Origin of the sequence: Pseudomonas corrugata (assembly GCF_050920615.1) — a bacterium.
Lineage (GTDB): Bacteria > Pseudomonadota > Gammaproteobacteria > Pseudomonadales > Pseudomonadaceae > Aquipseudomonas > Aquipseudomonas corrugata.
Genome location: NZ_CP130434.1, coordinates 3,853,397 through 3,878,917, shown reverse-complemented (window position 1 = coordinate 3,878,917; position 25,521 = coordinate 3,853,397). Strand labels below are relative to the sequence as shown.

General features: G+C 61.8%; 21 protein-coding genes. 8 read left to right on the top strand and 13 right to left on the bottom strand.

The features are described from left to right. Positions 1–178: 178 nt before the first annotated feature. From QZH45_RS17315 to QZH45_RS17300, 4 genes are read right to left on the bottom strand one after another with little or no spacing between them, the layout of a single operon-like run. Positions 179–1,540, bottom strand: coding sequence for a 4Fe-4S binding protein (locus tag QZH45_RS17315; RefSeq protein WP_055136017.1), 1,362 nt, complete (start codon positions 1,538–1,540; stop codon positions 179–181). Then, complete coding sequence (locus QZH45_RS17310; protein ID WP_024780385.1) at positions 1,528–2,382, bottom strand: FTR1 family iron permease; 855 nt, start codon at positions 2,380–2,382, stop codon at positions 1,528–1,530. Before QZH45_RS17310 ends, QZH45_RS17315 begins: the two co-directional genes overlap by 13 nt. Positions 2,383–2,404: 22 nt before the next feature. Next, positions 2,405–2,707 carry a cupredoxin domain-containing protein gene (locus QZH45_RS17305; RefSeq protein ID WP_055136019.1) on the bottom strand — a complete coding sequence of 101 codons (303 nt, stop codon included), beginning with the start codon at positions 2,705–2,707 and terminating at the stop codon, positions 2,405–2,407. A gap of 59 nt (positions 2,708–2,766) precedes the next feature. Continuing rightward, positions 2,767–3,297, bottom strand: coding sequence for an iron transporter (locus tag QZH45_RS17300; protein WP_053191231.1), 531 nt, complete (start codon positions 3,295–3,297; stop codon positions 2,767–2,769). A 188-nt stretch (positions 3,298–3,485) separates the two neighbouring features. Here QZH45_RS17300 and QZH45_RS17295 point away from each other — a divergent pair, with 188 nt between their 5' ends. After that, on the top strand, positions 3,486–3,713 hold the full coding sequence (locus tag QZH45_RS17295; protein ID WP_055136426.1) for a DUF3079 domain-containing protein: 228 nt from the start codon (positions 3,486–3,488) through the stop codon (positions 3,711–3,713). A 158-nt stretch (positions 3,714–3,871) separates the two neighbouring features. On the opposite strand, the gene QZH45_RS17290 is transcribed toward QZH45_RS17295, so the two are convergent. The 3 genes from QZH45_RS17290 to QZH45_RS17280 form a co-directional block, all read right to left on the bottom strand. Beyond that, positions 3,872–5,611 (bottom strand): dipeptidase, encoded by a 1,740-nt coding sequence (locus QZH45_RS17290; protein ID WP_055136018.1) that lies wholly within the window; start codon positions 5,609–5,611, stop codon positions 3,872–3,874. 1,211 nt (positions 5,612–6,822) lie between these two features. Continuing rightward, positions 6,823–8,823 carry a peptidase U32 family protein gene (locus QZH45_RS17285; protein WP_053191235.1) on the bottom strand — a complete coding sequence of 667 codons (2,001 nt, stop codon included), beginning with the start codon at positions 8,821–8,823 and terminating at the stop codon, positions 6,823–6,825. Between the two features lie 120 nt (positions 8,824–8,943). Next, positions 8,944–10,512 (bottom strand): sensor domain-containing diguanylate cyclase, encoded by a 1,569-nt coding sequence (locus tag QZH45_RS17280; RefSeq protein WP_024780968.1) that lies wholly within the window; start codon positions 10,510–10,512, stop codon positions 8,944–8,946. A gap of 122 nt (positions 10,513–10,634) precedes the next feature. On the opposite strand from QZH45_RS17280, the gene QZH45_RS17275 reads away from it, so the two are divergent. Further along, complete coding sequence (locus tag QZH45_RS17275; RefSeq protein ID WP_053191237.1) at positions 10,635–11,093, top strand: metallophosphoesterase family protein; 459 nt, start codon at positions 10,635–10,637, stop codon at positions 11,091–11,093. A gap of 286 nt (positions 11,094–11,379) precedes the next feature. Here QZH45_RS17275 and QZH45_RS17270 read toward each other — a convergent pair whose 3' ends face one another. The 3 genes from QZH45_RS17270 to QZH45_RS17260 form a co-directional block, all read right to left on the bottom strand. Further along, positions 11,380–12,582, bottom strand: a complete 1,203-nt coding sequence (locus QZH45_RS17270) for an NAD(P)/FAD-dependent oxidoreductase (protein WP_024780966.1) — start codon at positions 12,580–12,582, stop codon at positions 11,380–11,382. 550 nt (positions 12,583–13,132) lie between these two features. Continuing rightward, positions 13,133–13,510, bottom strand: coding sequence for a response regulator (locus QZH45_RS17265; protein WP_024780965.1), 378 nt, complete (start codon positions 13,508–13,510; stop codon positions 13,133–13,135). Positions 13,511–13,610: 100 nt separating this feature from the next. Continuing rightward, positions 13,611–14,261, bottom strand: coding sequence for a response regulator transcription factor (locus QZH45_RS17260; RefSeq protein WP_024780964.1), 651 nt, complete (start codon positions 14,259–14,261; stop codon positions 13,611–13,613). Positions 14,262–14,615: 354 nt separating this feature from the next. Here QZH45_RS17260 and QZH45_RS17255 point away from each other — a divergent pair, with 354 nt between their 5' ends. Beyond that, positions 14,616–15,554, top strand: a complete 939-nt coding sequence (locus tag QZH45_RS17255; protein WP_053191241.1) for a LysR family transcriptional regulator — start codon at positions 14,616–14,618, stop codon at positions 15,552–15,554. Between the two features lie 36 nt (positions 15,555–15,590). Here the strand turns inward: QZH45_RS17255 and QZH45_RS17250 are convergent, their stop codons facing one another. Continuing rightward, positions 15,591–16,601 (bottom strand): GlxA family transcriptional regulator, encoded by a 1,011-nt coding sequence (locus tag QZH45_RS17250; RefSeq protein ID WP_173668664.1) that lies wholly within the window; start codon positions 16,599–16,601, stop codon positions 15,591–15,593. Between the two features lie 179 nt (positions 16,602–16,780). Here QZH45_RS17250 and QZH45_RS17245 point away from each other — a divergent pair, with 179 nt between their 5' ends. From QZH45_RS17245 to QZH45_RS17230, 4 genes are all read left to right on the top strand, one after another. Beyond that, positions 16,781–17,737: a helix-turn-helix domain-containing protein gene (locus tag QZH45_RS17245; RefSeq protein WP_024780961.1), complete on the top strand. Its 957-nt coding sequence runs from the start codon at positions 16,781–16,783 to the stop codon at positions 17,735–17,737. Between the two features lie 71 nt (positions 17,738–17,808). Then, positions 17,809–18,741: a SphA family protein gene (locus tag QZH45_RS17240; protein ID WP_024780960.1), complete on the top strand. Its 933-nt coding sequence runs from the start codon at positions 17,809–17,811 to the stop codon at positions 18,739–18,741. A gap of 11 nt (positions 18,742–18,752) precedes the next feature. Next, positions 18,753–20,027 (top strand): MFS transporter, encoded by a 1,275-nt coding sequence (locus QZH45_RS17235; protein ID WP_055136180.1) that lies wholly within the window; start codon positions 18,753–18,755, stop codon positions 20,025–20,027. A gap of 12 nt (positions 20,028–20,039) precedes the next feature. Next, positions 20,040–21,494, top strand: coding sequence for an amidase (locus QZH45_RS17230; RefSeq protein ID WP_081036583.1), 1,455 nt, complete (start codon positions 20,040–20,042; stop codon positions 21,492–21,494). A gap of 55 nt (positions 21,495–21,549) precedes the next feature. Here the strand turns inward: QZH45_RS17230 and QZH45_RS17225 are convergent, their stop codons facing one another. Then, positions 21,550–22,161, bottom strand: coding sequence for a TetR/AcrR family transcriptional regulator (locus QZH45_RS17225; protein WP_024780957.1), 612 nt, complete (start codon positions 22,159–22,161; stop codon positions 21,550–21,552). A 110-nt stretch (positions 22,162–22,271) separates the two neighbouring features. Between QZH45_RS17225 and QZH45_RS17220 the strand changes: the two genes are divergently transcribed. Beyond that, a complete protein-coding gene (locus tag QZH45_RS17220; protein ID WP_024780956.1) occupies positions 22,272–23,279 on the top strand; it encodes a saccharopine dehydrogenase in 1,008 nt (335 codons plus the stop codon). A gap of 234 nt (positions 23,280–23,513) precedes the next feature. Here QZH45_RS17220 and QZH45_RS17215 read toward each other — a convergent pair whose 3' ends face one another. Next, a complete protein-coding gene (locus QZH45_RS17215) occupies positions 23,514–25,508 on the bottom strand; it encodes a methyl-accepting chemotaxis protein (protein WP_024780165.1) in 1,995 nt (664 codons plus the stop codon). Positions 25,509–25,521: the final 13 nt, after the last annotated feature.

The window sequence follows — 25,521 nt, the reverse complement described above, 5'->3', positions numbered from 1 at the left end:
AGGCTCGCTCCTACAGGTTTTGCGTTGTACGGGATGCTGTGTACGCCGCAAACCCCATGTGGGAGCGAGCCTGCTCGCGATAGCGGTGGGTCAGTCCAGGATGATGTTGGATGTGCCGGCGTCATCGCGAGCAGGCTCGCTCCCACGGGTTTGGCGGCGTATACACAGTCTTGCGGGATCACCACCCCCAGAACTGCAACCACCACCCATACCCCACCAAACCGCAGGCCGATGCCAGGCATGGCATGGCGGGCAATCGTCGAACCGGGGGCATCTGTTCCAAGCGTTTCCAACCCAGCCACAGACTCCAGGCCATCGCCGCCAGCAAAATCGCGGCCCGGGCTGGCTGCACCCATTCGAGTAAGAACCCTTCATAGCGCAACAGCTTCACCGTAGTGGCCGACAAGCCGAGAAAAAGTCCTGCACCACCAAGAGGCGCCAAGGTGATGGCCAAGGGCCAATAGTGTGCAGTATCCCCCGATATTTTCGCCGCCAGACGTATCAGCAGCGTCAACGAGCCACCCAGCAGCAAGGCACTCATGCCCAGGTAGGCGAGGATGCAAAACCCATCGAGCCAGCTGAAACTGTCATTGAGTTGCGGATAGTGCGTCAGCAGCCACCAGGGCGCGTTGTCCTGAAGGGGCCAGAGCACGTCATGGGTCACCAGCCACTGGGCCAGGTTCTGTTTCAAGGCGATGAACCACGGACTGACGGTCCACTGAAAAGCCCCCATGGCCAGGCCTATGACGCCGAACAACAGCAAGCGCACATCCCACGGCGAGACGCTGTTCGGTGTCGAACGGAGGATTTCCTGGTTGCTGGAACGGGCGATCAGGCGGACGGCGTCACGCTGGCCGCTGCAGCGACCGCAGGCATGGCAGTCGGCGGCGCTTCGCATGCGACGAATGTCCAGCAACGGTGCGCAATTGGGCGGTGGTCGACGGGGCGTCGGGTTTTCCAGCCAGCGTTGTTCGTCCACCTGAAAATGCACTGGCGCCAGGCGGGCGAGCAGGGCGAAGACACCGCTGACCGGGCACAAGTAGCGGCACCACACCCGTTTGCCCCGGGCGAACAACAGGCCGACGATCACCGCCGCGACGGTCGATCCGCCCAGGATCAACAGCGCAGCCTGGGCATAGTCATAGACGCTGACGAGTTGGCCATAGATTGTGGTCAGGCAGAACGCCACGGTCGGCCAGCCGGCCCAGCGCAAGCCTCGGGGCATGCCCAGGCCTTTGCCGTATCGGCTGGCCCATTCGCTCAAGGCACCTTCGGGACACAACACACCACACCAGAGCCGGCCGAACAGCACGATCGACAGCAACACGAAGGGCCACCAGAGGCCCCAGAACAGAAACTGCGCAAGCAACGTGAGGTTATCGAACAGGCGCGCCTGACTGTTCGGCAAGGGTAGGAATGCAGGTACCACCAGCAGCACCCCATAAAACAGCACCACCGCCCATTGCACGGCGCGAATGGTCGCGCCGTGGCGTCGCATGCCGTCACCCAGGCGCTGGAGCCAGGCATTCAGGTCGGGCATGGCAGGGGTTCCACCTTGCGGGGCCGCAGCCAGCCGACGACTGCCAGCCAATAGCCGATCCACGCCAGCAACGTCAGCGCGCCGGGACTCGCCCGATACCCGGCAAAATCAGCGAGGAAACCACCGAACCCATGACCGTCATCCAGGATCGCGCTGCTGTCCCACAACGCGTCACCAATGCCGCGATACACTGCCTCAGGCCAGTCCATCGCCAGCAACTGCCCGCCGATCCGCTCGATGCCGCTGACCAGCAACGCCGCTCCAAGCAGCAAAAGAATCGCTTCGCTGATAGCAAAGAAACGTGGCCATGAGATGACCCGTCGACTGCTGTGCAGCAAGGAAACGGTCAGCAGCGCCAGCACCAGCCCAGCCACCGCGCCAACGGCAAACAAGCCCAGTTGCGACCCGTGCAAGCGAGCACCGGCGCCATACAGGAACACCACGGTTTCACTGCCTTCGCGGCTGACGGCCAGCAGCGCCAGGACCAGCAGTCCCAGGCCACCCTGGCGGCTCAGGCGCTGATCGGCGTGGCGGGTCAGCTCCTGCTTGAGCGTGCTGGCGTTGCGGTGCATCCAGCCCACCATCTGCACGATCAGCACACTGGCGACCAGCGCCAGCGAGGCCTGGAACCATTCGTTGGCCGCGCCGCTCATGGCCTCGCCGGCCAGCAGGATCAGACCAGCCAGCCCGGTCGAAAGCAGCAGGCCCAGGGCCGCGCCGCTCCATACGTAGCGCAGTAACGGCCGGGTCTGTTGCTGACGGCTGACCCAGGCCTGGAGAATCCCGAGCACTAACAATGCCTCGACGCTTTCGCGCCAGACAATAAACATCGATTGAGTCATGCAAACGCCTCCTGCTGACCGATCACTGGGCCAGGATGCCGCCCTCGGGCAGTTGCGGATTGAATTCATCGAAAAACGGATAGCGTCCCGGACGCAGCGGGTGAATCACGACAAAGGTGGTGACCCCCGGCGACAGCACTTTTTCCACTCGCAACGGTGTGCTCTCGAACTCTGCCGGGCCCTGGCCGATGTTGTTCAGTACGATCTTGAAGCGCTGCCCGGCCGGTACTTCCAACAGCGGTGGGGTGAAATGTCCGTCGCGGATGCTCAGTTCATAGGTTGGCAACTCGGCCTGGGCCATTGAAGGCAGCACGCTCGCCAGCATCAGCCAGGCCAAGCGTCCATGCCTTGTGGCTGGCTGCCTGCAGGTTCGACGGGCCACCTTCAATACCCGCCTTTCTTGCCGATCCCGGCGTAGACGAATTCGTAATGCAACTCACAACGTTCGAACCACGGCGCGACGCCGGTTTCCTTATCGGTATGACGACCAAGTGAGCCATGACCGCCTGGGGGCAGGACGGTGAAGGTCAGTTGATATTTGCCCGGGCCGAGCAGCTTCACGTTGTCGCCATAGTGGGGTCCGTCATTGGCGACCATGGCGTGGAAGTCACCCTTGAGTTCGGTGTCGGTGCCCTGTTTTTTCAGCCGGAACGACACGTTGAGGTAGGGTACGAAGCTGCCTTCCTGGAAACCTTGCTGGTTGTCCGCCGTGGCGCGGATGTCGGCTTCCAGGTGGACATCGGAATCGGCGGTGGCGCGCATCATGCCGGCTGGGGCCATTTCAATCGGTTGCAGGTACACCGCACCGACTTCCAGTCCCGGGCACTGTTGTGGTTCGCCGATGGGGTATTCCTTGGCCTGGGCCAGCGGCGTGAGAACAAGGAGGGCGAGAGACAGAGGTACAAGTGTGCGCATGATGGCTTCCTGGACAACGTAAGAGTTGGCCGGAGTCTAGGGAGCTTTGCTGCGAATAATAATGATTATTGTCAATTTTCAGCGTGATTCCATGAAAGCGATGAGAGGAAGGCTCTTGATCGAAATCAAGGGCTGTACGGGACTGGCGCGGTAGGGTGCAGCTACACCCATCTGTCAGCGGGGTTCCCATGGCCAAGCCCTTTCCCGTAAGTCCCAAACACCCTGAACGCATCTGCTGGGGCTGCGACCGTTACTGCGCGTCGAACGCCCTGGCCTGTGGCAACGGCGCCGACCGGACCATGCATCCGGTTGAGATGATCGGGGAGGATTGGTACCTGCATGGGGAGTGGGGATTGGAATTGACTGACATAACAGGAAAGGTCGTGGACCCGAGCGCCAGTTCCCTGAAGGAATAAAACGCTCTGTGGCGAGGGGATTAATCCCGCTGGGCTGCGCAGCGGCCCCAAAATCTTGCGGTCGCTGCGCAACCGAGCGGGGCGGTGCGACGTTTCGATAAATCCCCCTCGCCACATTAAAACCTGCCAGCCTGGAACTACCTGGCCGGCAGGTGTGCTCAGAGCTTCGGCATCTGCCCGATCCGCCCCATCATCTCGGTCACGATCTGCAAGTCCAACATGAACTGCTCGACCGTCTTGAACTCGTTGTCGTTATGCCCGGTGTATTTGACGTCGGGCATTGCGAGACCGAACTGCACGCCGTTGGGCAGATCGTGGACCGACGTGGCACCTGCGGAGGTGCCATATTTGTGTTCCATGCCCAGGTTCTCGGTGGCCACTGCCAGCAGCGCCTTGACCCATTCGCCCTCGGGGTTGCGGTACATCGGATCATCGATGGAATAATCGAAGGCCACCGCTACGTGGGACTTCTTGCTCCATGCCGCCAGTTTATCGGCAATCTCAGTCTTGAGCGCTTCGGTGGACTTGCCGACTGGAACGCGCAGGTTGACGGCGAGCTTGAAGGTCTTGTCATCCATCCCGACATAGGTCGGTGAGGCGGTCAACGGGCCCATGAATGCATCGGAGAAGCCAATTTCCAATTGTTTGCCCAGGTAGTCCAGGCCCCAGTTGTCGGCGGCGTAGCGGGCGGCGTCGGTGATGTGGTTGTGCTTGAGCACCACCTGGCCCTCGAGGCCGTTGATGAAGACCAACATCCGCGCTACCGGGTTCACGCCCGACTCGGGTTCTGACGAATGAGCGGAAACACCGGTAAAGGTCAGTTGGACCCCCTTGTCGACGACCTTGCTGGCGACCTCGAAGTTGCCGCCGTTGCGCTTGGCATAATCGGTACCGGCCTTGAGCAGGCTGGCGGCCAGTTCGGCAGGCTTGTCAGCGACGAAGGTGGCCACCGATGTCGATGGAATCTGGTTGGTTGCCAGGCCACCAGTCAGTGCTGTGATTTCGGCGCCTTTGCCTTGTGCAGGACGGCGGGGGAAGTTCGCCATGACCGTGCCGTAGCCTTTCTCAGCAATCACGACAGGGTAGCCGCCATCCAGTGCCAGGTTGTAATTCGGCGTCGGATTGTGTTCGAAGTAGTAGGGGATCGCGTCACCGGTGGTTTCCTCGGTGGTGTCCACCAGCAGCTTGAAACTCCTCGCCAGCGGCAGCTTCTCTTCCTTGATGATCTTCATGGCATAGAGCGCTACGACGATACCGTTTTTGTCGTCCTCGGTACCCCGGCCGTACATGCGGTCACCCACCAGGGTGACTTTGAACGGATCGAGCCGTGTGCCGTCCTTCAGCACCCAGTTTTCCGGCGTCACCGGCACCACATCGGCATGGGCGTGGATGCCTACGACTTCGTCGCCACTGCCCGGCAGGGAAATTTCATAGACACGGTTGTCGACGTTGCGAAAGTTCAGGTTGAAGGCCTGGGCGAGGCTCTTGATCTTGTCGGCGATCTTGAGGAATTCGGGATTCTCGTGCTGAGCCACGCCGTCTTTGCGAAAGGTCGGGATTGCCACCAGCTCTTTCAGGGTTTCGGTGGCTGCGTTGCCGTATTTCACTCGCGCGTAGATGCCCAGCAGACGATGGATTTCATTCTGCTGTTCGGACGAAAGGGGGTTGTTGTCGAGAAAGGCACTGATGGCCGGGCCCAGGGCAGCCGTTTTGGCCAGGTCGCTCTTGGCCACATTGCCCAGAAATTGCCTGAAGTCTGTGACCGAAGTGTCAGCGAGGGTTTTGACGAGCGTTGCGCTCTGCTGTGCGGTGATGTTGGCGAACGCTGGCGCGGAGAACGTTGCGAAGCTGGACAGCAGCAGGGTGGTCACAGCCAGGTGCTTGAGCGAGAAGTCCATTGCTGGGGGGCATTCCTTTGCAGAGGAGTTGAGAGAAGATGTTTCATTGGCGAAACAACTACGCAACCTAACACTGCTGCTCAGCGGGCAGGGAGCCTATGAAGTGGATTTGTCGCACACTCAAGCAAAAACGGCGCAGAAATGAAAAACAACCAGGCGGGCAGCGCCACTGTGCGAGCCTGCTCGCGATGACGGCCGTCCATGCAACATCAGTGCAAGCTGACCCACCGCTATCGCGAGCAAGCCCGCTCCCACATTGGATTGGCGGCGTCCGCAGCCTTTGCATATGCCACCTGACCTTGTGGGAGCCGGGCTTGCCCGCGATGACGGCGGTACATTCAACCTCTGCGTGACAGACCCACCGCTATCGCGAGCAGGCTCGCTCCCACAGAGGACTCAGGGTGTATGCGGTCTTTGCATATGCCACCTGACCTTGTGGGAGCCAGGCTTGCCCGCGATGACGGCAGTACATTCAACCTCTGCGTGACAGACCCACCGCTATCGCGAGCAGGCTCGCTCCCACAGAGGATTCAGGGTGTATGCGGTCTTTGCATATGCCACCTGACCTTGTGGGAGCCAGGCTTGCCCGCGATGACGGCAGTACATTCAACCTCTGCGTGACAGATGCACCGCTATCGCGAGCAGGCTCGCTCCCACAGAGGATTCAGGGTGTATGCGGTCTTTGCATTCACCACCTGATCTTGTGGGAGCCAGGCTTGCCCGCGATGACGGCAGTACATTCAACCTCTGCGTGACAGATGCACCGCTATCGCGAGCAGGCTCGCTCCCACAGAGGATTCAGGGTGTATGCGGTCTTTGCATATGCCACCTGACCTTGTGGGAGCCGGGCTTGCCCGCGATGACGGCGGTACATTCAACCTCTGCGTGACAGATGCACCGCTATCGCGAGCAGGCTCGCTCCCACAGAGGATTCAGGGTGTATGCGGTCTTTGCATATGCCACCTGACCTTGTGGGAGCCGGGCTTGCCCGCGATGACGGCGGTACATTCAACCTCTGCGTGACAGATGCACCGCTATCGCGAGCAGGCTCGCTCCCACAGAGGATTCAGGGTGTATGCGGTCTTTGCATATGCCACCTGACCTTGTGGGAGCCGGGCTTGCCCGCGATGACGGCGGTCCAGTCAGCATTTCAGTGACAGATCCACCGCTTTCGCGAGCAAGCCCGCTCCCACAGGCCATTACGGTGTTGCTTAATGCGGGGCGCGGGGGATGGTCTTGAGCAGATCTTCTGGGCTGATGTGACCGACCACCGGCTGAGCGGTGCTCCCCGGCAACGGCAGGTCGAGGATGTGACCCTTGATCTTGCCGACCACGTGCATCTCGCAGGGTTTGCAGTCGAACTTCAATGTCAGGACTTCATCCCCGTGGATGAGCTGCATCGGCGCGACCTTGGTGCGTACGCCGGTGACGCCCTTGGCCTGCTTGGGGCAGAGATTGAACGAGAAGCGCAGGCAGTGCTTAGTGATCATCACCGGCACTTCACCGGTTTCTTCGTGAGCCTCGAACGCCGCGTCGATCAGCTTGACGCCATGGCGATGATAGAAGTCCCGGGCCTTCTGGTTGTAGACGTTGGCCAGGAACGACAAGTGCGACTCCGGGTACACCGGCGGCGGACTGGTCTCGGCCTTGCGGCCACCGCGGGGGTGAGCTTTGATGCGGGCGGCGGTCAGGGCTTCGATGGCTTCGCGACGCAGGGCCTTGAGCTGCGAGTTGGGAATGAAGAACGCCTGGGGCGCATCCAGCTCGATGGCGGTGGCGTGGTATTCGGTGGTGCCCAGTTGGCCGAGCAGGTCGTGCAATTGCTCCAGGGCCTGCTCCGGCTTGTTGGCCACGCCGAACGGTCCGGCCAGGGCGACGCTGGCACTGATGCCTTCTTCGCTGGTGGCCGTCAGTTCCAGGTGTTCTTCGCGCAGGCGCGCGACCCACGCCAGGCCGACACGGCGCTCGGATGAGGTCTTGAGCAGGGCTTGCTGCCAGTTATGGTCCAGGTTGCGGCTCAACGGGTGGTTGGGGCGCAACTGGTACATGCCCGCCGGCATCTCGTTCGGCTCGACGCGGTAGCGGTAGCGCTTCTGGCCGTCTTCTTCGAACTCGCCTTTCGGCTCGGTAATGTTGGCCCGGAAGCCCACCACTTCACGCTTGACCAGCACGTTCAGGCCGTCGCCGTTGGACAACGGATCGAAGGTCACGACCTGCAGGTCGCGCTTGCCGACTTTTTCCACCACGCCCACCGGCACGCCGGTGAAGGTCGGTGAGTCGAAGGCACCGATGTCGATCTTGCGCTCGCTGACGAAGTAGTCGGTGCTGCCACGGTGGAAGGTCTTGTCCGGGTCGGGCACGAAGAAGTGCGCGGTACGACCGCTGGACGCGCGGGCCAGGTCGGGGCGGTCTTCGAGGACGTCGTCCAGGCGCTGGCGGTAGTAGGCGGTGATGTTCTTCACATAGCCCATGTCCTTGTAGCGCCCCTCGATCTTGAACGAGCGCACGCCGGCTTCCACCAGGGCGCGGATGTTGGCGCTCTGGTTATTGTCCTTCATCGACAGCAGGTGTTTTTCGTAGGCGACGACCCGGCCCTGGTCGTCCTTGAGGGTGTAGGGCAGGCGGCAGGCCTGGGAGCAGTCGCCACGGTTGGCGCTGCGCCCATTCTGGGCATGGGAGATATTGCACTGGCCGGAGAACGCCACGCACAGCGCGCCGTGGATGAAAAATTCGATGGCGGCATCGGTTTCGTCGGCGATGGCGCGGATTTCCTGCAGGTTCAGCTCGCGGGCCAGCACCAATTGCGAAAAACCGGCCTGATCGAGGAACTTGGCCCGGGCGAGGGTACGGATGTCGGTCTGGGTGCTGGCGTGCAGCTCGATCGGCGGGATGTCCAGCTCCATCACCCCCAGGTCCTGGACGATCAATGCATCGACACCTGCATCGTACAACTGATGGATCAGCTGGCGGGCCGGCTCCAGTTCGTTGTCGTGCAGGATGGTGTTGATCGTGGTGAACACCCGGGCGTGGTAGCGATGGGCGAACTCCACCAGCCGGGCAATATCGCCCACCTCGTTGCAGGCGTTGTGACGCGCGCCGAAACTCGGGCCACCGATATACACGGCGTCGGCGCCATGCAAGATGGCCTCGCGGGCGATGGTCACGTCGCGGGCAGGGCTGAGCAATTCGAGATGATGTTTGGGCAAGGACATGTGTTTTTAGTCAGGCTGGTCACGGTCGAAGCGGCCATTGTAGCTGCCAGGCGCCTTGCCGGCACCTGTGGACTTGGATTTGCGCGTTCCGGACCGATGCACGGCTGTCCCGTACAAGGATCAACCCGATGTTGCGCTGGCGCTGCACCAGCGGTTCCGCCCGGTGTTCTTGGCCAGGTACAAAAAGGCGTCGGCGGCTTTTATCAGCATGGCGGGCGTCACATCCACCGTGCCCGGCTGGCTGGTGGTGATGCCGGCGCTGGCCGTGACGATGCCCAATGGATGATCGACATGTTCGATGTCCAGCGCCCTGATGGCGTCGAGGATTTCCTGGGCGATCTTGCTGGCACCCGTGCTGTCGGTATTGGGCAGCAGAACGGTGAATTCTTCGCCGCCGTACCTGACCGCCAGGTCGCCCGGCCGCTTGACCGCGCCCTGGATCGCCCCGGCAATTGCCCGCAGGCACTCATCCCCGGCGGCGTGTCCGTACTTGTCGTTGAAGCGCTTGAAGTAATCGACATCGAGCATGATCAACGCCAGGGAGGAGCCCTGACGCCTGGCCAGGCGCAGCTCATCGGCCAGGGCAAGGTCCAGCTTCCTGCGATTGCCCAGCCCGGTCAGGCTGTCGGACAGCGCCATGTCCCGCATGCTCTGGTGCGCATGACGGATCTGCTTTTCCATGCTCATCCGGTAGCGCAGTTGGCTCAACACGATGAGCCCGAAGCCGAGCAGGATGACGATCAGGAAAACCAGCACGAACCCGGTCTTGAGCAGATCGCGACGCCAGGGCGCAGTGATGGAGTCCCGGGACAGGCCGGCTTCCACCACCAACGGGTACGTGGTCAGGGCACGGTAGCCATACAGGCGTTCGGTGTCGTCGATCACCGCACGGGCTTCGGCGGTGCCCTGGTTCGACGTCGGCAGGAAGTTCTTGAAGATCACGCTATTGACCAGGCTCTTGCCGATCACTGTCTCGACGAAGGGGCGCCGGACCAGAACGGTACCGTCGCGCATGGCCAGGACCAGGGCGCCCTTGTCATCGATCTTGAAGTCGCCATAGTAGTCCACGAAATAGCTGACCTTGACCGTTCCGAGCAGTACGCCGGCGAACGAACCGTCGGGGTTGTTCAGGCGTCGGGAGATGGGAATGACCAGATCATTGGTGGACCGGCTCCTGATGACCTCGCCGATGCGCACGTTTCGATCCGCATGGGTGCGGTGATACTGGAAATAATCACGGTCGGCGTTGTTCGCCGGCTCCGGGATCGTCTCCTTGTCAGTGACCACCCATTGTCCGTCGGGCCCGTAGATAAACAGTCCGTGCAACTGCGGGATGATGGCGGACTGCTGCACCAGCAGCTTGTGGATGCGCGAGATATCGATGTTCTCGATCCCGTCACCTTCCACCCGTTCGGCGAGTGCGGCGGTGACTACGTCCACCTGGCGGATGGTGTCTTCGGCGTGTTGGGCTGTCGCCCGCGCCAGGTTCGTCACCGAATCGCGGGCGGCCGAAAATGCAGCACGGTAGTCACGCCATGTTCTCCAGCCTTCAACGGACAGGAAGGCTATCACCACCACCAGCATGAAACTGATGGTAAGCCTCAATGCCGCGCCTGGCCGCGCAGCCTGGGGGTCGAAGTCCTCGACGGAGCTTTCGCTCTTGGGCTCCGGCCGTTTGCGTCCCAGCATCAATATTTCCTTTTACGACAAGTCTGCGCACTATGGCTGCGCAGCCTATCTTATTCAATTCCAGCACGTTAGCCAGTTGCGACGAAGCAGGCGTCGGTGCAGACACAGTGTGGGAGACTCTCATGAAAGTCGGCGTCATTTCCGATACCCACGGATTGCTCCGTCCCGAAGCGCTTGCCGCGCTTGCGGGGTGTGAGCGGATCATTCACGGCGGCGACATCGGCAGCTCGGGGATCCTCGAACAACTGGCGTCCATTGCTCCGCTGCACGTGGTGCGTGGCAATAACGACCTCGATGCCGATTGGGCCGGGTACCTTGCCGATAGTCTGCAATTCGATTTGTGTGGGTGGCAGGTCCTGCTGGTGCATGACATTGCCGATGTGCCGGCTGCGCTCGACCCGGGTGTGAAGGTGGTCATCACGGGGCACTCCCACAAGCCAGGTATTGAATGGCGCGGTGAGCGCTTGTACATGAACCCCGGTAGTGCCGGCCGGCGGCGTTTCAAGTTGCCGGTGACGCTGGGGTTGCTTGAGGTGAGTGCAGGTTCGATCGAGCCGCGGATCGTCTCGTTACTGGAGTGATGGTACGACGTTGACCTCTGCAGCCGCGCTACCAGGTGCTGCCTCACGGCGATGTGTTCGATCTGCATTGAGGGGGGCGTCGGTGGATGAGTCTGAGGATGCCCAGATTGTCGTAAGCTGAGCCACCGCCTTCGCGAGCGGGCTCGCACACAGTAAATCCATGTTCACCACGAGTGCCTTACTCAGGCTGGGCAGACAAGAAAAACACCCGCCTAACTATCAACGGCGGGTGTCTGGGAAAAACCGGCTCAGAAAGGAGGGACCTGGCCGGAGTCGGAAAATGAAATCACGCCACCGGAATCGATGGGTCAGCCGATGCCAGGGCTGTTGCGCGGTCGGCGGCAGGCGGGTAGATCCATATCGAGTTGATCTGGTTCTTCAGGCTCTTGGCTTCCTGACCCACCAGTTTGAGCTGACGATCCCAACCTTCGGTGTACACCGCACCCCAGGCTCCCAGGTCCAGGCAGGTCACGTACTTGGGTTGGCTGTAGGTCATCGGTGCCACGCCCAGCAGGTCGGCGGCGACGTTATTGCCGGCATAGCGGCCCAGGGCGATTGCGTGCTGGCAGGACATCGCCGCGTAGTTGCCCACGGTGTCGGTGGCGGCATAGGCCACGTCACCGGCGGCGAAGATGTGGTCCTGGCCCAATACCTTCAGATTGCCGTCGACGTGCAAGCGGCCCTGGCGATCCCGGGTGCCGGGTACGTGTTCAGTCAACGGACTGGCACGGAAACCCACGGTCCAGACCACGGTGTTGGACTCGATGCGCTGGCCGTTCGACAGGGTGACGCCGCTGGCATCCACGGATTCGACCGAGGCGTTGAGGATCCATTCGATGCCCAGGTGAGCCGACGCTTCGATCAGGGAAGGACGGATGCCTTCGCCCAGGGAAGCGCCGATCTCTGGTGCGCGGTCGACGACGATAACGCGGACGTTGGCCTGTTCGCCCAAGGCGGCGCGCAGGCGGGCGGGCATTTCGGTTGCGGTTTCGATCCCGGTAAAACCGCCGCCGGCCACCACCACGGTGTTGCGGGCAGGGCTCTCCGGCAGGTTTGCGAGGGACTTGATATGAGCTTCAAGACGGGTTGCCTGCTCGATTTCATCGACGTCGAAGGCATGCTCGACGACGCCGTTGAACTCGCGGCGCATCAGTTGGCTGCCGGCGGCAAGCACCAGTCGATCATAGTTCAGCGTGCCTTGGGCGCCGGAGGCGTCGCGATAGCCCACCTGCTTGAGATCGGCATCGACGCTATCCGCCGAGCCTTGCACGAAGTTCACCCCGACCGCGTTGAACAACTCGTCCAACGGGGCCTTCATCGTATGGACGTCCGGCTCATAGAAACGTGGCCGGATCCGCAGTTCCGCCTGGGGCGCCAGGACAGTGATCTGCACATCGTTGCGATCATGCTGGTCCAACAGACGGGCTGCGCTCAACGCGCTCCATACCCCACCGAAACCTGCGCCAATTACCAGAATATGCTGTTTCATGATGTGCTCCCGAAGACAAAATCGATACGTTGAATTGTTCAGCTGTTTCAGCGTGACCGTGTCGCGAAGTACCCGAACGTGCGTGGCTTCATGCATTCAGCTTCGGTTCGCTGTAGGAAATGGTATTCGTCGGCTCGGCGTCCGACACTTCTACATAAGGTCAGCGGGGGCATGTCTGGGTATGAAGGATCTATACGAAGGTGTTAGAGCGATGGGCGAGAGGATTGGCGGTTGGACGCTGTTTTCATGAACCACGCGGAATCTGTGGGAGCCGGGCTTGCCCTAATGCCGATCAGTTAAGCCACAGACCTGTGGGAGCAAAGCTTGCTCGCGATAGCGACAGATCAGTCAACATTGTTGCTGACTGACTTACCGCAATCGCGAGCAAGCTTTGCTCCCACAGGGTTTGTGCGGTTTGATCCTTAACTGACTGGCATTGGGGCTTGCCCGCGATGACGGCGGTACATTCGACATGGATGCAAGCTGACCCAGCGCTATCGCGAGCAGGCTCCCACAGGGGAGTTGTGGTTGGCGCGGCGGGTAGGTTGATTCAGTCGACTGGCCGATTGAGCACCGATTCGATACTGGCGATCAATTCAGCGCAGCGAAACGGCTTGGGAAAGAATGCCACCGGCTCCGCTGCGCCAGCCCTGACCGGGGGCATCGGGGCGAGATGGCCGGTGATGAAGATCACCGGGATATGAATGCCTTGGGCGGCCAGTTCGTTATACATCTGGATGCCGCTCATGCCGGGCATCGTAATATCCGAGATCAGGCAGGCGGTCTGTTCGGGGCCGCTGGAGGACAAGAAATCCGACGCGTTGGCATACGTTCGGACGGTATAGCCGCTGGAGCGCAAGAGGCCGTCCAATGCGATTCGAACGGACTCATCATCATCGACCACTGAAATAATTGCGGTATTGGACATTTAGATACCGAGGGTGATGTCAGGTCGCCATAAAGGCCCCGTCTTCCCTGCAAGATACCTTGTCCTGCCACTCCGCCAAGTTATACCTGGGTATGAACTTTCACCCGGCGCGATGCAGCTCCAGCGTCTGGGCCATGCGGACCAGATCGGCGAACGAGCGCGCACGCATTTTGCGCATGGCCTGGCCCCGGTGGATCTTGACCGTGATTTCACTCAGGCCGATTTCCCCGGCGATCTGTTTGTTCATCAAGCCCGACACGGCCAGGGCCATTACCTGTCGTTCCCGGACCGTCAGGGTGGTGTAACAGTCCTGGAGCTCCTGACGGCTACGGTCAGACTCGCGACGCAGCCGATCCTGCTGGAGGGCGGCGGATACCGCATCGATCAGGTCCTGCTCCCGGAAGGGTTTGCTCAGGAAATCCACCGCGCCGGCTTTCATGGCCTTTACCGTCATGGCGATATCACCGTAGCCGGTCATGAACACAATTGGCAGGTTGATACTGGTCGTTGCCAGTTGCTGCTGGAAGTCCAGGCCGCTGGTGCCTCGCAGCCGTACGTCAAGCAACAGGCAACTGGGCAAGTCGGGGCGAGGGTGTTGCATGAACTCGGTAACCGAGCCGAACAATGCGACCTGCAGGCCAATGGAACGTAACAGGCAGCCGAGTGCCTCGCGCAGCGGTTGGTCGTCATCGACGATATAGACGAGCGGCTCGTCGTTGACGGACTGGCAGCTGGAATGGGTGGGCGTCATTGGGTTTCCGAAACGAATCATGTGCAAGTGAGAGGGGCGGCGTGAAACTGAACGAAGTGCCTTGAGCAGTGCTCGTATCCTACGGTCATGGAAGTCGTTGCATTTTAAAAGTGCCGCTTACCACCAAGTAGGACATAAAACCCTGAAATTCCGCCACCGACCCTTGAACGCTGCATACCGAAGTATCGGTGGGCTTGCCTAAAGGTTGAGTGGGTCGTCCCCAGGTACAACAGACAAGCGTGTGGCCGCAGGCATAACCTGCCAGGCATACCGTCGCCGGTACGTCTCGATGAAAGGGCCGGCGATGATTCTGTCCATTCTTGAATCAAAGGCCTTGCGCCTGGGACGGCTACTATGATGAACAGAAATGACCTGCGTCGTGCTGACATCAATCTGCTGGTTGTCTTCGAGACCCTGATGCATGAGCGAAATGTCAGTCGTGTCGGTGAGAAGCTGTTTCTCGGTCAACCGACGATCAGCAGTGCACTGGCACGCCTGCGACTGATGTTCGACGATCCCTTGTTCATTCGTTCGGGCCGGTTGATGGAGCCGACGTCACGGGCCCAGGAGATATTTTCCAACCTGAGCCCGGCACTGGATGGTATTGCCGCTGCCCTGAGTCGCTGCCAGGCGTTCGACCCAGGCACCAGTGAGGCGACCTTTCATGTCGGACTGTCCGATGACGTTGAATACGCGTTGCTGCCGGATCTGCTGCGCCGCCTGCGGGTCGAGGCACCGGGAACGACATTGGTGGTGCGCCGGGCCGATCAGTGGCAGATGTCCCAAATGCTGATCAGCGGGGAGATCACCCTCGGCATCAGCCACACCCTGGAGTTGCCAGCCAATGCTCGGCGCAAGGACTTGCGTCGGATTCGGCCGATGCTGCTGCGGGCCGATTTGCAGCCCGGCGAGTTGTCCCTGGACGAGTTCTGCCAACGACCCCACGCAGTGGTGTCGTCCATGGGTAATGTCATCGATGATTCTGATCGTGCCTTGAGCCTGATCGGGCGCCAGCGTCGGGTGGTGCTGACCGTGCCACAGTTCAGCGCCTTGCCCGTACTGTTGGCCCACAGCGACATGATCGCCATCGTGCCGGACTATGTCGCCCAGGCCATGGCGGTGGCTGCAGGCTTGAGGGCCGAGCCGGCGCCGATTCGCTTGCCCGAGCACGCGCTGTCGATGGTCTGGGGTGGTGCTTCTCACAATGATCCGGGGGAATGCTGGCTGCGCTCCCGTTGCAGCGCGTTCGTAGTCGAGCGCGCTGAGCATCAGGACTCCAGGAAGGTGGCTTGATGGCTTCGCGGTGGCGAGGGGGCAGGTGAGTCCCTGTCAGCGGGAAAATCGCCTGCGGTAATCCCTAGGTGAAATCGAAAGGTGGCGCTGGAACGTATTGCGCATCCGCTCTTCATCACCGAAGCCGCACGACCGGGCGATCTGGTCGATGTTGCGTTGAGAATCTTCCAGCAGTCTTCGCGCAGCTTCCAGACGGAACAACTCGATGGCCTTGGCCGGGGTTCGCCCGGTCTGGCGCTTGTAGACCCGGGTAAAATTGCGCGGGCTCATTCGCGCCTGACGGGCCAGCCGTTCGATGGTCAGATTGTCGTCGCCCAGGTGCTCGGCAATCCAGAGGTGCAACTCATCGAAGCCGGCGCTGTCCCGGGTTTGCAGTTGCAACAGCTGGCTGAACTGCGCCTGGCCACCGGGGCGCTTGAGGAACACCACCAGCTCGCGGGCCACCTGCAGGGCGACCTCGCGACCGCAGTCGGCTTCCACCAGCGCGAGGGCCATGTCGATGCCGGCGCTGACACCTGCAGAGGTCCACACGTGGTCCTGCTGGATGAAAATCGCGTCCAGATCCACTTCCACGGCCGGAAAACCACTCTTGAGCATGTCGCACATGGCCCAGTGGGTCGCGGCGCGCCGTCCGTCCAGCAAGCCGGCCTGGGCCATCAGGAACGTGCCGCTGCACACCGATGCGGTGCGTCGGGCCTTGACCGAGGCATGGCGCAGCCAATCGACCAGGTCGACGCAATCGATCATCGCCTGACGGATGTCGGGCGCGCCTGGGACGATCAGCGTGTCGATCAGGACGTCGTCGAACTGCCGCAGGCAGCAGGTCTCCACGACCAGGCCCTCGGCGGTTCGCATCAACCCACCCGCGAGGCTGGCGGTATGCATCGCGTAGCCGGGCAGGTCGCGTTCGGCCATGGCTTTGGTTGCCGCCCAGAAAACCGTCTGGGCCCCAGTCAGGTCCAACAGGCCCATTTTCGGGTAGGCCAGGAAAACCAGCGTGCGTGGTTGGGTGATAGACCGGGTCGCGAGGTCGATGTCACGGGGCATTTCGTTCATGGTGGCGTGGAGGTTCAAAAGGTCGGTTCATTCTGCTTTATACACCGGCAGCGGGTCCATTCCTGGCCAATTATCCGTTTTCGGCACAATTGCCCGACTCGCTTGGGAGACGGAATGGAACTTGCCTGATTTATCGCCCATAAGCCCAGGAATCGATGAAGGTCGGGTCAATGAATAAGAACAACATCGTATCGCCGGTCAATCGGTTCCGCACCGTCGACATCGACGAGCATGCCCGGAACATGGGCGGTTGGCAGGTCTGTTACGACCAGTTGACCCCGGGACGTTTTGAAGGCGAGTTGATCGAATTCCGTTCCGACTGGATGCAATTGGTGCGCGACCGCTCTAATCAGGCCATGACCAAGCATGGGACGGCCTGGGAAGGAGCCATCACCTTCAGCATGCCGTTGGTCGCGGACGGCCCGGTCTTTTGCTCCGGACATCCGATTCTCGAGCCCAGCCTGTTGGTGGCCCGAGGGCACAATCTGCCTGAGTTGCGCACGCCCCAGCATCTGGATGTGCTGGGTGTCGCCATCGACGAGCAGGCGTTGGCCCATGTGCTGGAGCGGCAGGGCAGTCGTTTTCGAATTACCGATCTTCCCAAGTGTTACCGCCTCGGCGATTCGACGCTGCCGGCTGAGTTGGCGGCCTTGTTCGCAGAGTTGGAAAGCGACCAGGGGCGGGACTCATTACTGGGCTATGAATCGATCCGCCGTGGCCTGCGGGATACGGTGATGCTGCATATGCTGGAGCTGGTGGCTCCGGATGAGGCGCCGCCCCTCAGCCCCACGGCGCGCAAACGCATGGTCGACCGGGCTCGGGAGTACGCGCTGGCCCATGTTGACGAGCCGCTGTCGATCCTTGACCTGTGCAACCACATCGGTGCCAGCCGGCGCAAATTGCAGTATTGCTTCCAGGAGACTCTGGGCATCAATCCTGTGGCCTATTTGCGGGCGTTGCGCCTCAATGCCGTGCGCCGTGAGTTGCGCAATGGCGATCAGGTCCAGGGCGTGCAGGAGGTGGCCGCACGTTGGGGGTTCTGGCATCTGAGCCGGTTTTCCAGCGACTATCGGGTCCTGTTCGGCGAAACCCCTTCGCAAACCCTGCGTCGTACGCATCTGTGCTGAAAACGGATAACGGCTGATGCAGCCTGCTCCCTAGGATGACCCCACCACCATATGGTCGGAAGGGGCATTCGATGAATCACAACAAGAAAACAAACGTCTTGCGCTTTACCTGGTTGACCCTGGGGATGCTCGGCCTCTGCGCCGCTGCCCATGGCACCGAAAACGGCGCGCCGACCACGGCGGTCGGGGTTTATGACTTCGGCGCAGGCATGATGCCGCCGGCCACGCCCTTCGGGACCGTCGGCCTGCGCACGGCGTTTTACTCAGCCAATGTGCAGAAAGACCGCCACGGGAACTCGGCGGACAACAATTTCTCCCTGGACGTACTGTCCATCGGCGTCGCTTACATGCGCATGACCGATTACACCGTGTTGGGCGCCAAGTATGGCTTCGGCACCGTGGTGCCATTCTTCAAGATGGACGCCTCGGTACAGGTGCAGACCCCCGTCGGCCCGCTGGACCTTCAGGCCGATCCGTTTCGCCTGGCGGACGTGCAGTTCCTGCCGGTGATCCTGCAATGGACCCTGTCGCCGAATCTGTTCGTCAACACCCAGTTCCAGATCCAGGCACCCACGGGCGACTACGACAAGAATCGTCTGATTTCACCGGGGCTCAACCACTGGACGTTCTCACCGATCGTCAACGCCACCTACCTCTCGGATAGCGGCTTTGAAGTGTCTTCAAGCTTCGAGGTCGACGTGAACACCCGCAACAACGCCACCGACTACAAGAACGGCGTCGAGTACCGCCACGAGTTTGCCGTGGGCCAGCACGCCGGGCCCTGGACGGTGGGGGTGGGCGGCTACTACTACCGCCAGTTCACCGATGACGATGCACCGGGGCTGGAGAGTGGCAATCGCGCCCGGGTGATGGCCGTCGGGCCGGCGGTGAGTTACTTCAAGCCCGGTATTCCACCGGTCTGGCTGCACGTCTACAAGGAGTTCGACGCGCGTAACCGCGCCGAGGGCTACACCGCGGCGTTGCGCATCTCTCAAAGTTTCTGAAGGGGCTCGCCATGAACCAATCAAGTTCCGTTTCAACGGCCGCAACCCCGTCACGCCAGGCTGGCCGGCGCGAGGGCCTGGTGCTGATGCTGGGCAGCAGCCTGACCATCATGGGCTCGGTCATGGTCGCGCCGATCCTGCCTCGGTTGGGCGCCGAATTCGGTCCCGTCGAGCCCCGTGCCGATTTGCTCGTGCCGTTGGCGGTCACCGGGCCGGCCCTGGCGATTGCCTTGTGTGCGCCGCTGGCCGGTTGGTTGGCTGACCGCGTCGGGCGCAAGACGTTGCTGGTGCTTGCCACCTTGTTTTATGCCTTGCTCGGCGCGTTACCGGCGCTGCTCGACAGCCTGCCTGCGATTGTCGGCACAAGGTTGCTGTTCGGCTGCACCGAAGCGGCCGTCATGACCTGCTGCGCCACCCTGATCGCCGACTATTGGCACGGCGAGGAGCGCTTGCGCTACGTCAACCGGCAGGTAGTGACGATCGGCCTGGTAGGCGCGCTGTTCTTCGTCGTGGGCGGGGCGCTGGGGGAGCACTCCTGGCGTTCACCGTTCCTGCTCTATCTCCTGCCATTGCTGCTGGTGCCAGCGATGCTGAAGGTACTGTGGGAACCTCCGCTGGCCAGGCACAAGGCGGTTCAGCAGCCGGCTGATGAGACGGGTCCGAGCAGGGTCGCGGTGCGGCAGTTGGTGGTCGGCTACCTGATGATTCTGGGCGGCATGGTCCTGACGTTCGTCGTGCCGGTCCAGGCACCGATGCTGCTGGTCAGCCTGGGCATTACGTCGAGCACGATGATTGGCCTGGCGGCGGGCCTGAGCCTGTTGGCGACCCTGGGTGGTTCGTTGATGTGGCCGTTGTTGCGTCGCCGCTTGGGTATCGCCGGCTGCAACGCGTTGTTGCTGGGCCTGATAGGCGTGGGTCTATGGCTGCTGATGCGGGGGCAGAGCTACAACGCGGTGCTGGTGGCGGTCTTCATCCAGGGGCTGGGTTCCGGGTTGCTGGTGCCGAATGTAATGGCGCCGGTGATGAATGCCTTGACCGCCAGCACCCGTGGCCGGGGCTTGGGCGGGTTCACCTCGTTTCTCTACATCGGCCAGTTCGTCAGTCCGCTGGTGGTGGCTGCCGTGACTGCCTTCGCCGGAGACCTGCGCCACGCCATTCAATGGATGGTCTTCGCCGGCCTTGCCGCGGCACTGCTTTGGGTGATTGCCGGCTTGCGCACCCGAGGCCACGTCCAGGCGAGCACTGTCGATTCAACACGCCCGGCTCACGCCCATCGTCATGAATAAGGAATCCGAAGCATGAGTATGCAAGACATCCACCAGTTGATGGATCGCGAAGACGCCGTGGGGCTGGCCGAGTGGGTCCGGCGCGGCGAGGTCCGGCCTGGCGAATTGCTCGAGGTGGCCATCGAGCGCCTGGAGCGGGTCGAGCCGCAACTCAATGCCGTGGCCGAGCGGCTGTACGACTCGGCGCGGGCGGAAGCGGATATGGCTCAAACGGGACAGGGCCCGTTGGCCGGCGTGCCGACGTTGATCAAGGATCTGTTTTCGCCGGTCAACGGGGCGGCGATGACCAATGGCTCCCGCTCCCTGGGAAGCGCTCGGGCGGATTTCGAGGCGGAAGTCGTGACGCGTTTGCGGCGGGCAGGGTGCCAGTTGGTCGGTACCAGCACGTCGCCGGAGTTCGGTACGTCGTACTCCACCGAGTCCACGCGTTTCGGCGCGACTCGCAACCCCTGGAACACCGATTACAGTGCCGGAGGCTCCAGCGGTGGTGCGGCGGCGTTGGTGGCGGCCCGGGTGGTGCCGTTCGCCCATGGCAACGATGGCGGTGGTTCGTTGCGGGTGCCGGCGTCCTGTTGTGGCGTATTCGGCCTCAAGCCCAGCCGTGGCCTGCTGCCGTCGGGGCCGATTGTCGGTGAGGGCTGGGCGGGGATGGGCACGCCCCATGCGATTACCTTGTCAGTGCGTGACAGCGCCGCGTTGTTGGACGCGACTGCCGGGATCGACCTCGGCGCACCCTATGCAGCACCGATGCAGGCGCTGCCTTATGTGACCGCAGTGCAGCGCGATCCGAAACCGCTGCGTATCGCCCTGGTCGAGCAGCTCGGCCCCTGGCCGACGTCGCCTGAAAGCTTGCGAGCGGTGGGCGAGGCGGCACGGTTGTGCGAGTCCTTGGGGCATCGTGTCGAGCCGGTGAGCCTGCCGGTGGTGTTGCCGGAATTTCTCGACCAAGTGTTCACCATCATCGGTGCAAGCACCCGTCACTACGTCGATCTGTTGGGCCAGATGCGCGGCTTCGCGGTCCAGGCCGAAGAGCTGGAAGTGCGCACCCGGATCATCCTGCGGGACAAGGGCAATGTCAGTGGCGCCCAGTACGCGGCCGCAGTGGAGTGGATACACGCCCTGGGCCGGCAACTGGCGATGTTCATGCAGGATTACGACCTGATCCTCACTCCAGTCCTGACCCGCGAACCGGCACAGATTGGCGAGCTGGACATTCAGGACGTGTGCTTGAGTCTTGATCAGTTGATCGAGCGCTACCACAGCTACTCGCCCTTCACGGCCCTGTTCAATGCCAGCGGTCAACCGGCGATGTCGGTACCGTTGTCCTGGAGTGCCAGAGGCCTGCCAATGGGGGCGCACTTTGCCGGACGCTTTGGTGAGGAGGGCACGTTGCTGGCCCTGGCTGCGCAACTGGAGCGTGCACAGCCGTGGCGGGGGCGTATGCCGGCGGTGAATGCTTGTTGGTGAGTTTGACTGGATAGAGGCAGGGTTTGCTGGGGATGTCCGCCAGCTATGGGGGACATCAATCAGCTTCCCGTAAAACGCCGCGGATAAGCGCCGCGAATGCTTGGGTCATTTCGTCCTTGTCATACCGACCGCGCACCAAGGCCCCCGCAAGCGCTTCTCCCGCACCGACCAGGCCGGTACAACGCCGTTCCAGTTCGGTCGCGGGCAGCGAGGTATGGGGCTTGAGCACACTGGTGAACATTTGCACGCAATTATCCAGCAGCTCCTGGAAAACCGCGGCTTTTTCGTTGCTTCCCGCCAGCGCCGCACCCACCGCAAAGAACTCGTCGGTGTTGTCTGCCGCGCATTGGATATAGGCACTGGCGAGCACCTGCGCGGTTTCTTCCAGGGACCGCTCGGTGCCTGCCATCGCGTCACGGAACGCGTTGACCCGCTCGGTATCGATCCATTTATAGAGCTCGATCAGCAGGCCCGATCGGGTACCAAAATGATCGTAGACCACCGGCTTGGACACACCTGCGCGCACCGCCAGATGCCCCAGGGTCAAGCGGTCGGCGCCTTCCTCGCGCACGACCAGCAAGGCGGTATCCAGCAACTGCCGCCGCCGCTCGGCTTTTGAAAGCCTGCGGGCGGACGACGTGCTTGGGGACTCGATGTCTGTTTGCACTTCGTCGCTCCAAATAAATAAACCTACTAATGGTAGGTAGCGAGGTGTATGTTCGGGATGTTTATTCCTACTAATAGTAGGTTTCGTTCCCAACCCAAGGAGAACATACCATGACTCTTGATCCTATCCTGTTCATGGGCGGCTCTGGCGCCATCGGCCATCATACTGCCCAGGCACTGCGCGCCGCCCATCCCGGCGTACCGCTGCTGATCGGTGGCCGCGATCTCACTAAGGCCCAACGGGCCGCAGAACAGCTCGGCAACGCTCAGGGCGTATCGATCGATGCCTTTGCAAGTGACCTGGGGCTCGGCGACCGTGCTGTCAGCGGCGTCGTGGTTTTCTACATGGATCACGCACTTGCGGGACTGCGTTACGCCCAAAAGCGTGGCGTGCCACACCTCAGCATATCCTCCGGCATTTTCGAGATCGCACCGGAAATTGCGACGTACATGCACCGGCCCGATGCCGCGCCCATCGTCCTCGGGTACGAATGGATGGTCGGCGCCACGACGGTATCGACGCTGAGGGTGGCCGAGGCCTTCAGCCGTGTGCATGACATCAGGATCAGCGCGTTGATCGATGAGCAGGACACGGGAGGCCCGACGGTCGCGACCGACTTCGAACATTTGAACAGGATGCTCCCCGCCGCCCTGACACGGCGCGAGGGGGTATACGTCTGGCGGGAAGGGGATGCGGCCAAGGCCAGCTTCCGCGCGGTGGATGGCAGGGACATCGAAGCCGGCGGGTTTTCCTCCATCGACGTCGTCGGGTTGGCGGCCGCCACGGGCGCGCCCAATGTCCAATTCGACATGGCCATCGGGCTGAGCTCGACCCGGCGCCAGGGTGGACCCCTGTCGACAGAGATCATCATCGAACTGGCCGGCGAGGACCAGAAGGGCGAAGCTTTGCGTACACGTCACGCACTCGTCCACCCAGCGGGCACGGCACCGCTGACCGGCCTCAGTGTCGCGTTGCTCCTTGAACGGCTGCTCGGCCTGGACGGACAGCCACCTACCGCGCCGGGCCTTTATTTTCCTTATCAATTGCTGAACGCGACGACGTATCAACAACGCCTGGAACAGGAGGGGGGCGTGTTGCGCGAGCTGACGGTGTCATGATTCAGTCTCCCGGCGACCAATGCGCCGTCTTCGCGAGCAAGCCCCACACATTGGGTTCGGGGTGTACGCAGCACCTGCATACGCCGCCCACCCCTGTGGGAGCCGGGCTTGCCCGCGAAGGCGGCGGTACAGTCCGCAGTTGTGTGACAGACCCTCCGCCATCGCGAGCAAGCTCGCTCCCTCGAGGAGACCACGCTGGCCGGGGCTCGCCCGCGAGCAGCGTGGCCGCAGTTCTCAGCGAAGCTTGAACCGCCCCATGATTGCATTCACCCGACTGTTGGCTTCCAGCAGTTGCCGGGTGTTGTTTTCGCTCGCCAATCCGCCTTCCACCAACTCCTCCACCATATGGCGGATCTGCACCATGCTGCGGTTGATTTCCTCGGTCACGGCGCTCTGTTGTTCGGCGGCGGTGGCGATCTGCGTGCTCAGGCTGTTGATCTGGCCGACGGAGCCGGCCATTTCATCCAGGCCGGTGTTGACCCGGGAGGTCGCGTCGGCAGCCGACTGACAACTGGCCTGGGTATTTTCCATCGCTGAAACCGATGAACTTACGCCCTGGGTCAGGCGGGTCAGCATTTCGTTGATTTCCGAGGTGCTGGCCTGGGTGCGGGCGGCGAGGGCACGTACCTCGTCGGCCACCACTGCAAAGCCGCGGCCTTGCTCGCCGGCCCGGGCGGCTTCGATGGCGGCGTTGAGTGCCAGCAGGTTGGTCTGTCCGGCGATGGCACCGATCACACCGAGGATCTCGGTGATGCGTTGCGCATCCTGCTGCATGCTCTCGACCTTGCGGGTGGCGCTGGCAACTTCATCGATCAACGCCACCACGCTGTTGGAAGCCTCACCCACCACGACGCGAGAGCGGTCGGCATGTTCGTTGGCGCGCTGGGTGAACGCAGCCGTTTCGGCGGCGTTCTGGGCCACGCTTTCGGCCGTGGAGCTCATCTGGGTAATGGCCGTCACGGTCTGGTCGGTTTCCGAGGCATGACGCATCAGGATCTCGCTGGTATGGGCCGAGGTCCGCTGCAGGTTGTCGAGGCTCGACGCCATGGCGCCAGTTGCCTGGGTGACTTCACTGATCATGTCTTGCAAGTAGATGATGAAGCGGTTGACCGAATGACCGATCGCTCCCAGTTCGTCCTCGGCACGGATGGTGATGCGCCGAGTCAGGTCTGCATCGCCGGTGGACAACGCATCGATGTTGCCCTTGAGTACCTTCATGCGGCCGGTCAGTTGGCGGATTGCGTACAACTGCATCAGCACCAGAAGGATGACCATCGGGATCTGCAGCAGGCTGAGGGTGCTCAGTACGTCATCGCGCTGGGCGGTGATCAGGCGGGTTGGCAGGGCGGTGGCGAGGAACCAGGGCGTGCCTTCGATGGGGCGCATGAAGAAGGTGCTGGCTTCGCCCTTGTTATCGAACTCGACCCGCTGCAACGGCTGGTCGCGGTGATCCAGGCCCGCCTTGACCTGAGCGGCAAACGGCGAAGTGGCCGCCAGTTCGCTGATGTTCTTGAGCACGATAGGACCGCTGATGCGCGAGCTGTTGCTGATGATCTTGCCGTCGGCTTCGACAATCAGCATTTCGGCGTTCAGGTCGGCTTCCTTGCGCGCCACCAGGTCATTGAAGAATCCCAGGGTCACGTCGATGGTGGATACACCATAAGGCACGCCGTTTTTCTGGATGGCCATGGCGCAGTTGGTGCGTGGTTCGGCGCTGGCGTCATCTTTATAGGCGGCGGCCCAGGCGCATTTGCCGGGTGGGGTGGCCATGCCGCCTTTGTGCCAGGGTTGTTCATAGTAGTTCGGCGCGGCGTCGCTGTTCCAGAACGTATTGACCACCAGTTTGCCGGAGCCGTCGCGGTGCCAGAAAGTGCTGAACTTGTTGCGTCCTTCGGCTCGCTGGTTGGGCAGCGGCCAGATCCCGCCACCGAAGACTTTCGGTTCGCCGTATTGATCCACCAGGCCCGGGAGCACCTTGTCGATGGCGTCGCTGTCGAGCAACGGAATGGTCTGGGTGATGCTGCGTTGCTGAGCCTGCACTTTGTTCAGCTCGCCCTGGATCTGCTCGGCGACTTCGCCGATGCGATTGAGCGCCACTTGCTCTTCGGTCTGGCGCAGCTTGGGCGCGACCAGATAGCTGATGCCAACGACGGTCAGGATGGACAACACCAGGATGAACAAGATCAGGAACAGCGTGTAGCGAGCCTGAATGGTGCGAAATGAGGGCATTGGACAGTTCCTT

Bases quoted from the DNA above. Each gene is read 5' to 3' on its own strand.
- QZH45_RS17315 (WP_055136017.1), bottom strand. From the start codon at position 1,540: ATGCCCGACCTGAATGCCTGGCTCCAGCGCCTGGGTGACGGCATGCGA.
- QZH45_RS17310 (WP_024780385.1), bottom strand. From the start codon at position 2,382: ATGACTCAATCGATGTTTATTGTCTGGCGCGAAAGCGTCGAGGCATTG.
- QZH45_RS17305 (WP_055136019.1), bottom strand. From the start codon at position 2,707: ATGCTGGCGAGCGTGCTGCCTTCAATGGCCCAGGCCGAGTTGCCAACC.
- QZH45_RS17300 (WP_053191231.1), bottom strand. From the start codon at position 3,297: ATGCGCACACTTGTACCTCTGTCTCTCGCCCTCCTTGTTCTCACGCCG.
- QZH45_RS17295 (WP_055136426.1), top strand. From the start codon at position 3,486: ATGGCCAAGCCCTTTCCCGTAAGTCCCAAACACCCTGAACGCATCTGC.
- QZH45_RS17290 (WP_055136018.1), bottom strand. From the start codon at position 5,611: ATGGACTTCTCGCTCAAGCACCTGGCTGTGACCACCCTGCTGCTGTCC.
- QZH45_RS17285 (WP_053191235.1), bottom strand. From the start codon at position 8,823: ATGTCCTTGCCCAAACATCATCTCGAATTGCTCAGCCCTGCCCGCGAC.
- QZH45_RS17280 (WP_024780968.1), bottom strand. From the start codon at position 10,512: ATGCTGGGACGCAAACGGCCGGAGCCCAAGAGCGAAAGCTCCGTCGAG.
- QZH45_RS17275 (WP_053191237.1), top strand. From the start codon at position 10,635: ATGAAAGTCGGCGTCATTTCCGATACCCACGGATTGCTCCGTCCCGAA.
- QZH45_RS17270 (WP_024780966.1), bottom strand. From the start codon at position 12,582: ATGAAACAGCATATTCTGGTAATTGGCGCAGGTTTCGGTGGGGTATGG.
- QZH45_RS17265 (WP_024780965.1), bottom strand. From the start codon at position 13,510: ATGTCCAATACCGCAATTATTTCAGTGGTCGATGATGATGAGTCCGTT.
- QZH45_RS17260 (WP_024780964.1), bottom strand. From the start codon at position 14,261: ATGACGCCCACCCATTCCAGCTGCCAGTCCGTCAACGACGAGCCGCTC.
- QZH45_RS17255 (WP_053191241.1), top strand. From the start codon at position 14,616: ATGATGAACAGAAATGACCTGCGTCGTGCTGACATCAATCTGCTGGTT.
- QZH45_RS17250 (WP_173668664.1), bottom strand. From the start codon at position 16,601: ATGCCCCGTGACATCGACCTCGCGACCCGGTCTATCACCCAACCACGC.
- QZH45_RS17245 (WP_024780961.1), top strand. From the start codon at position 16,781: ATGAATAAGAACAACATCGTATCGCCGGTCAATCGGTTCCGCACCGTC.
- QZH45_RS17240 (WP_024780960.1), top strand. From the start codon at position 17,809: ATGAATCACAACAAGAAAACAAACGTCTTGCGCTTTACCTGGTTGACC.
- QZH45_RS17235 (WP_055136180.1), top strand. From the start codon at position 18,753: ATGAACCAATCAAGTTCCGTTTCAACGGCCGCAACCCCGTCACGCCAG.
- QZH45_RS17230 (WP_081036583.1), top strand. From the start codon at position 20,040: ATGAGTATGCAAGACATCCACCAGTTGATGGATCGCGAAGACGCCGTG.
- QZH45_RS17220 (WP_024780956.1), top strand. From the start codon at position 22,272: ATGACTCTTGATCCTATCCTGTTCATGGGCGGCTCTGGCGCCATCGGC.
- QZH45_RS17215 (WP_024780165.1), bottom strand. From the start codon at position 25,508: ATGCCCTCATTTCGCACCATTCAGGCTCGCTACACGCTGTTCCTGATC.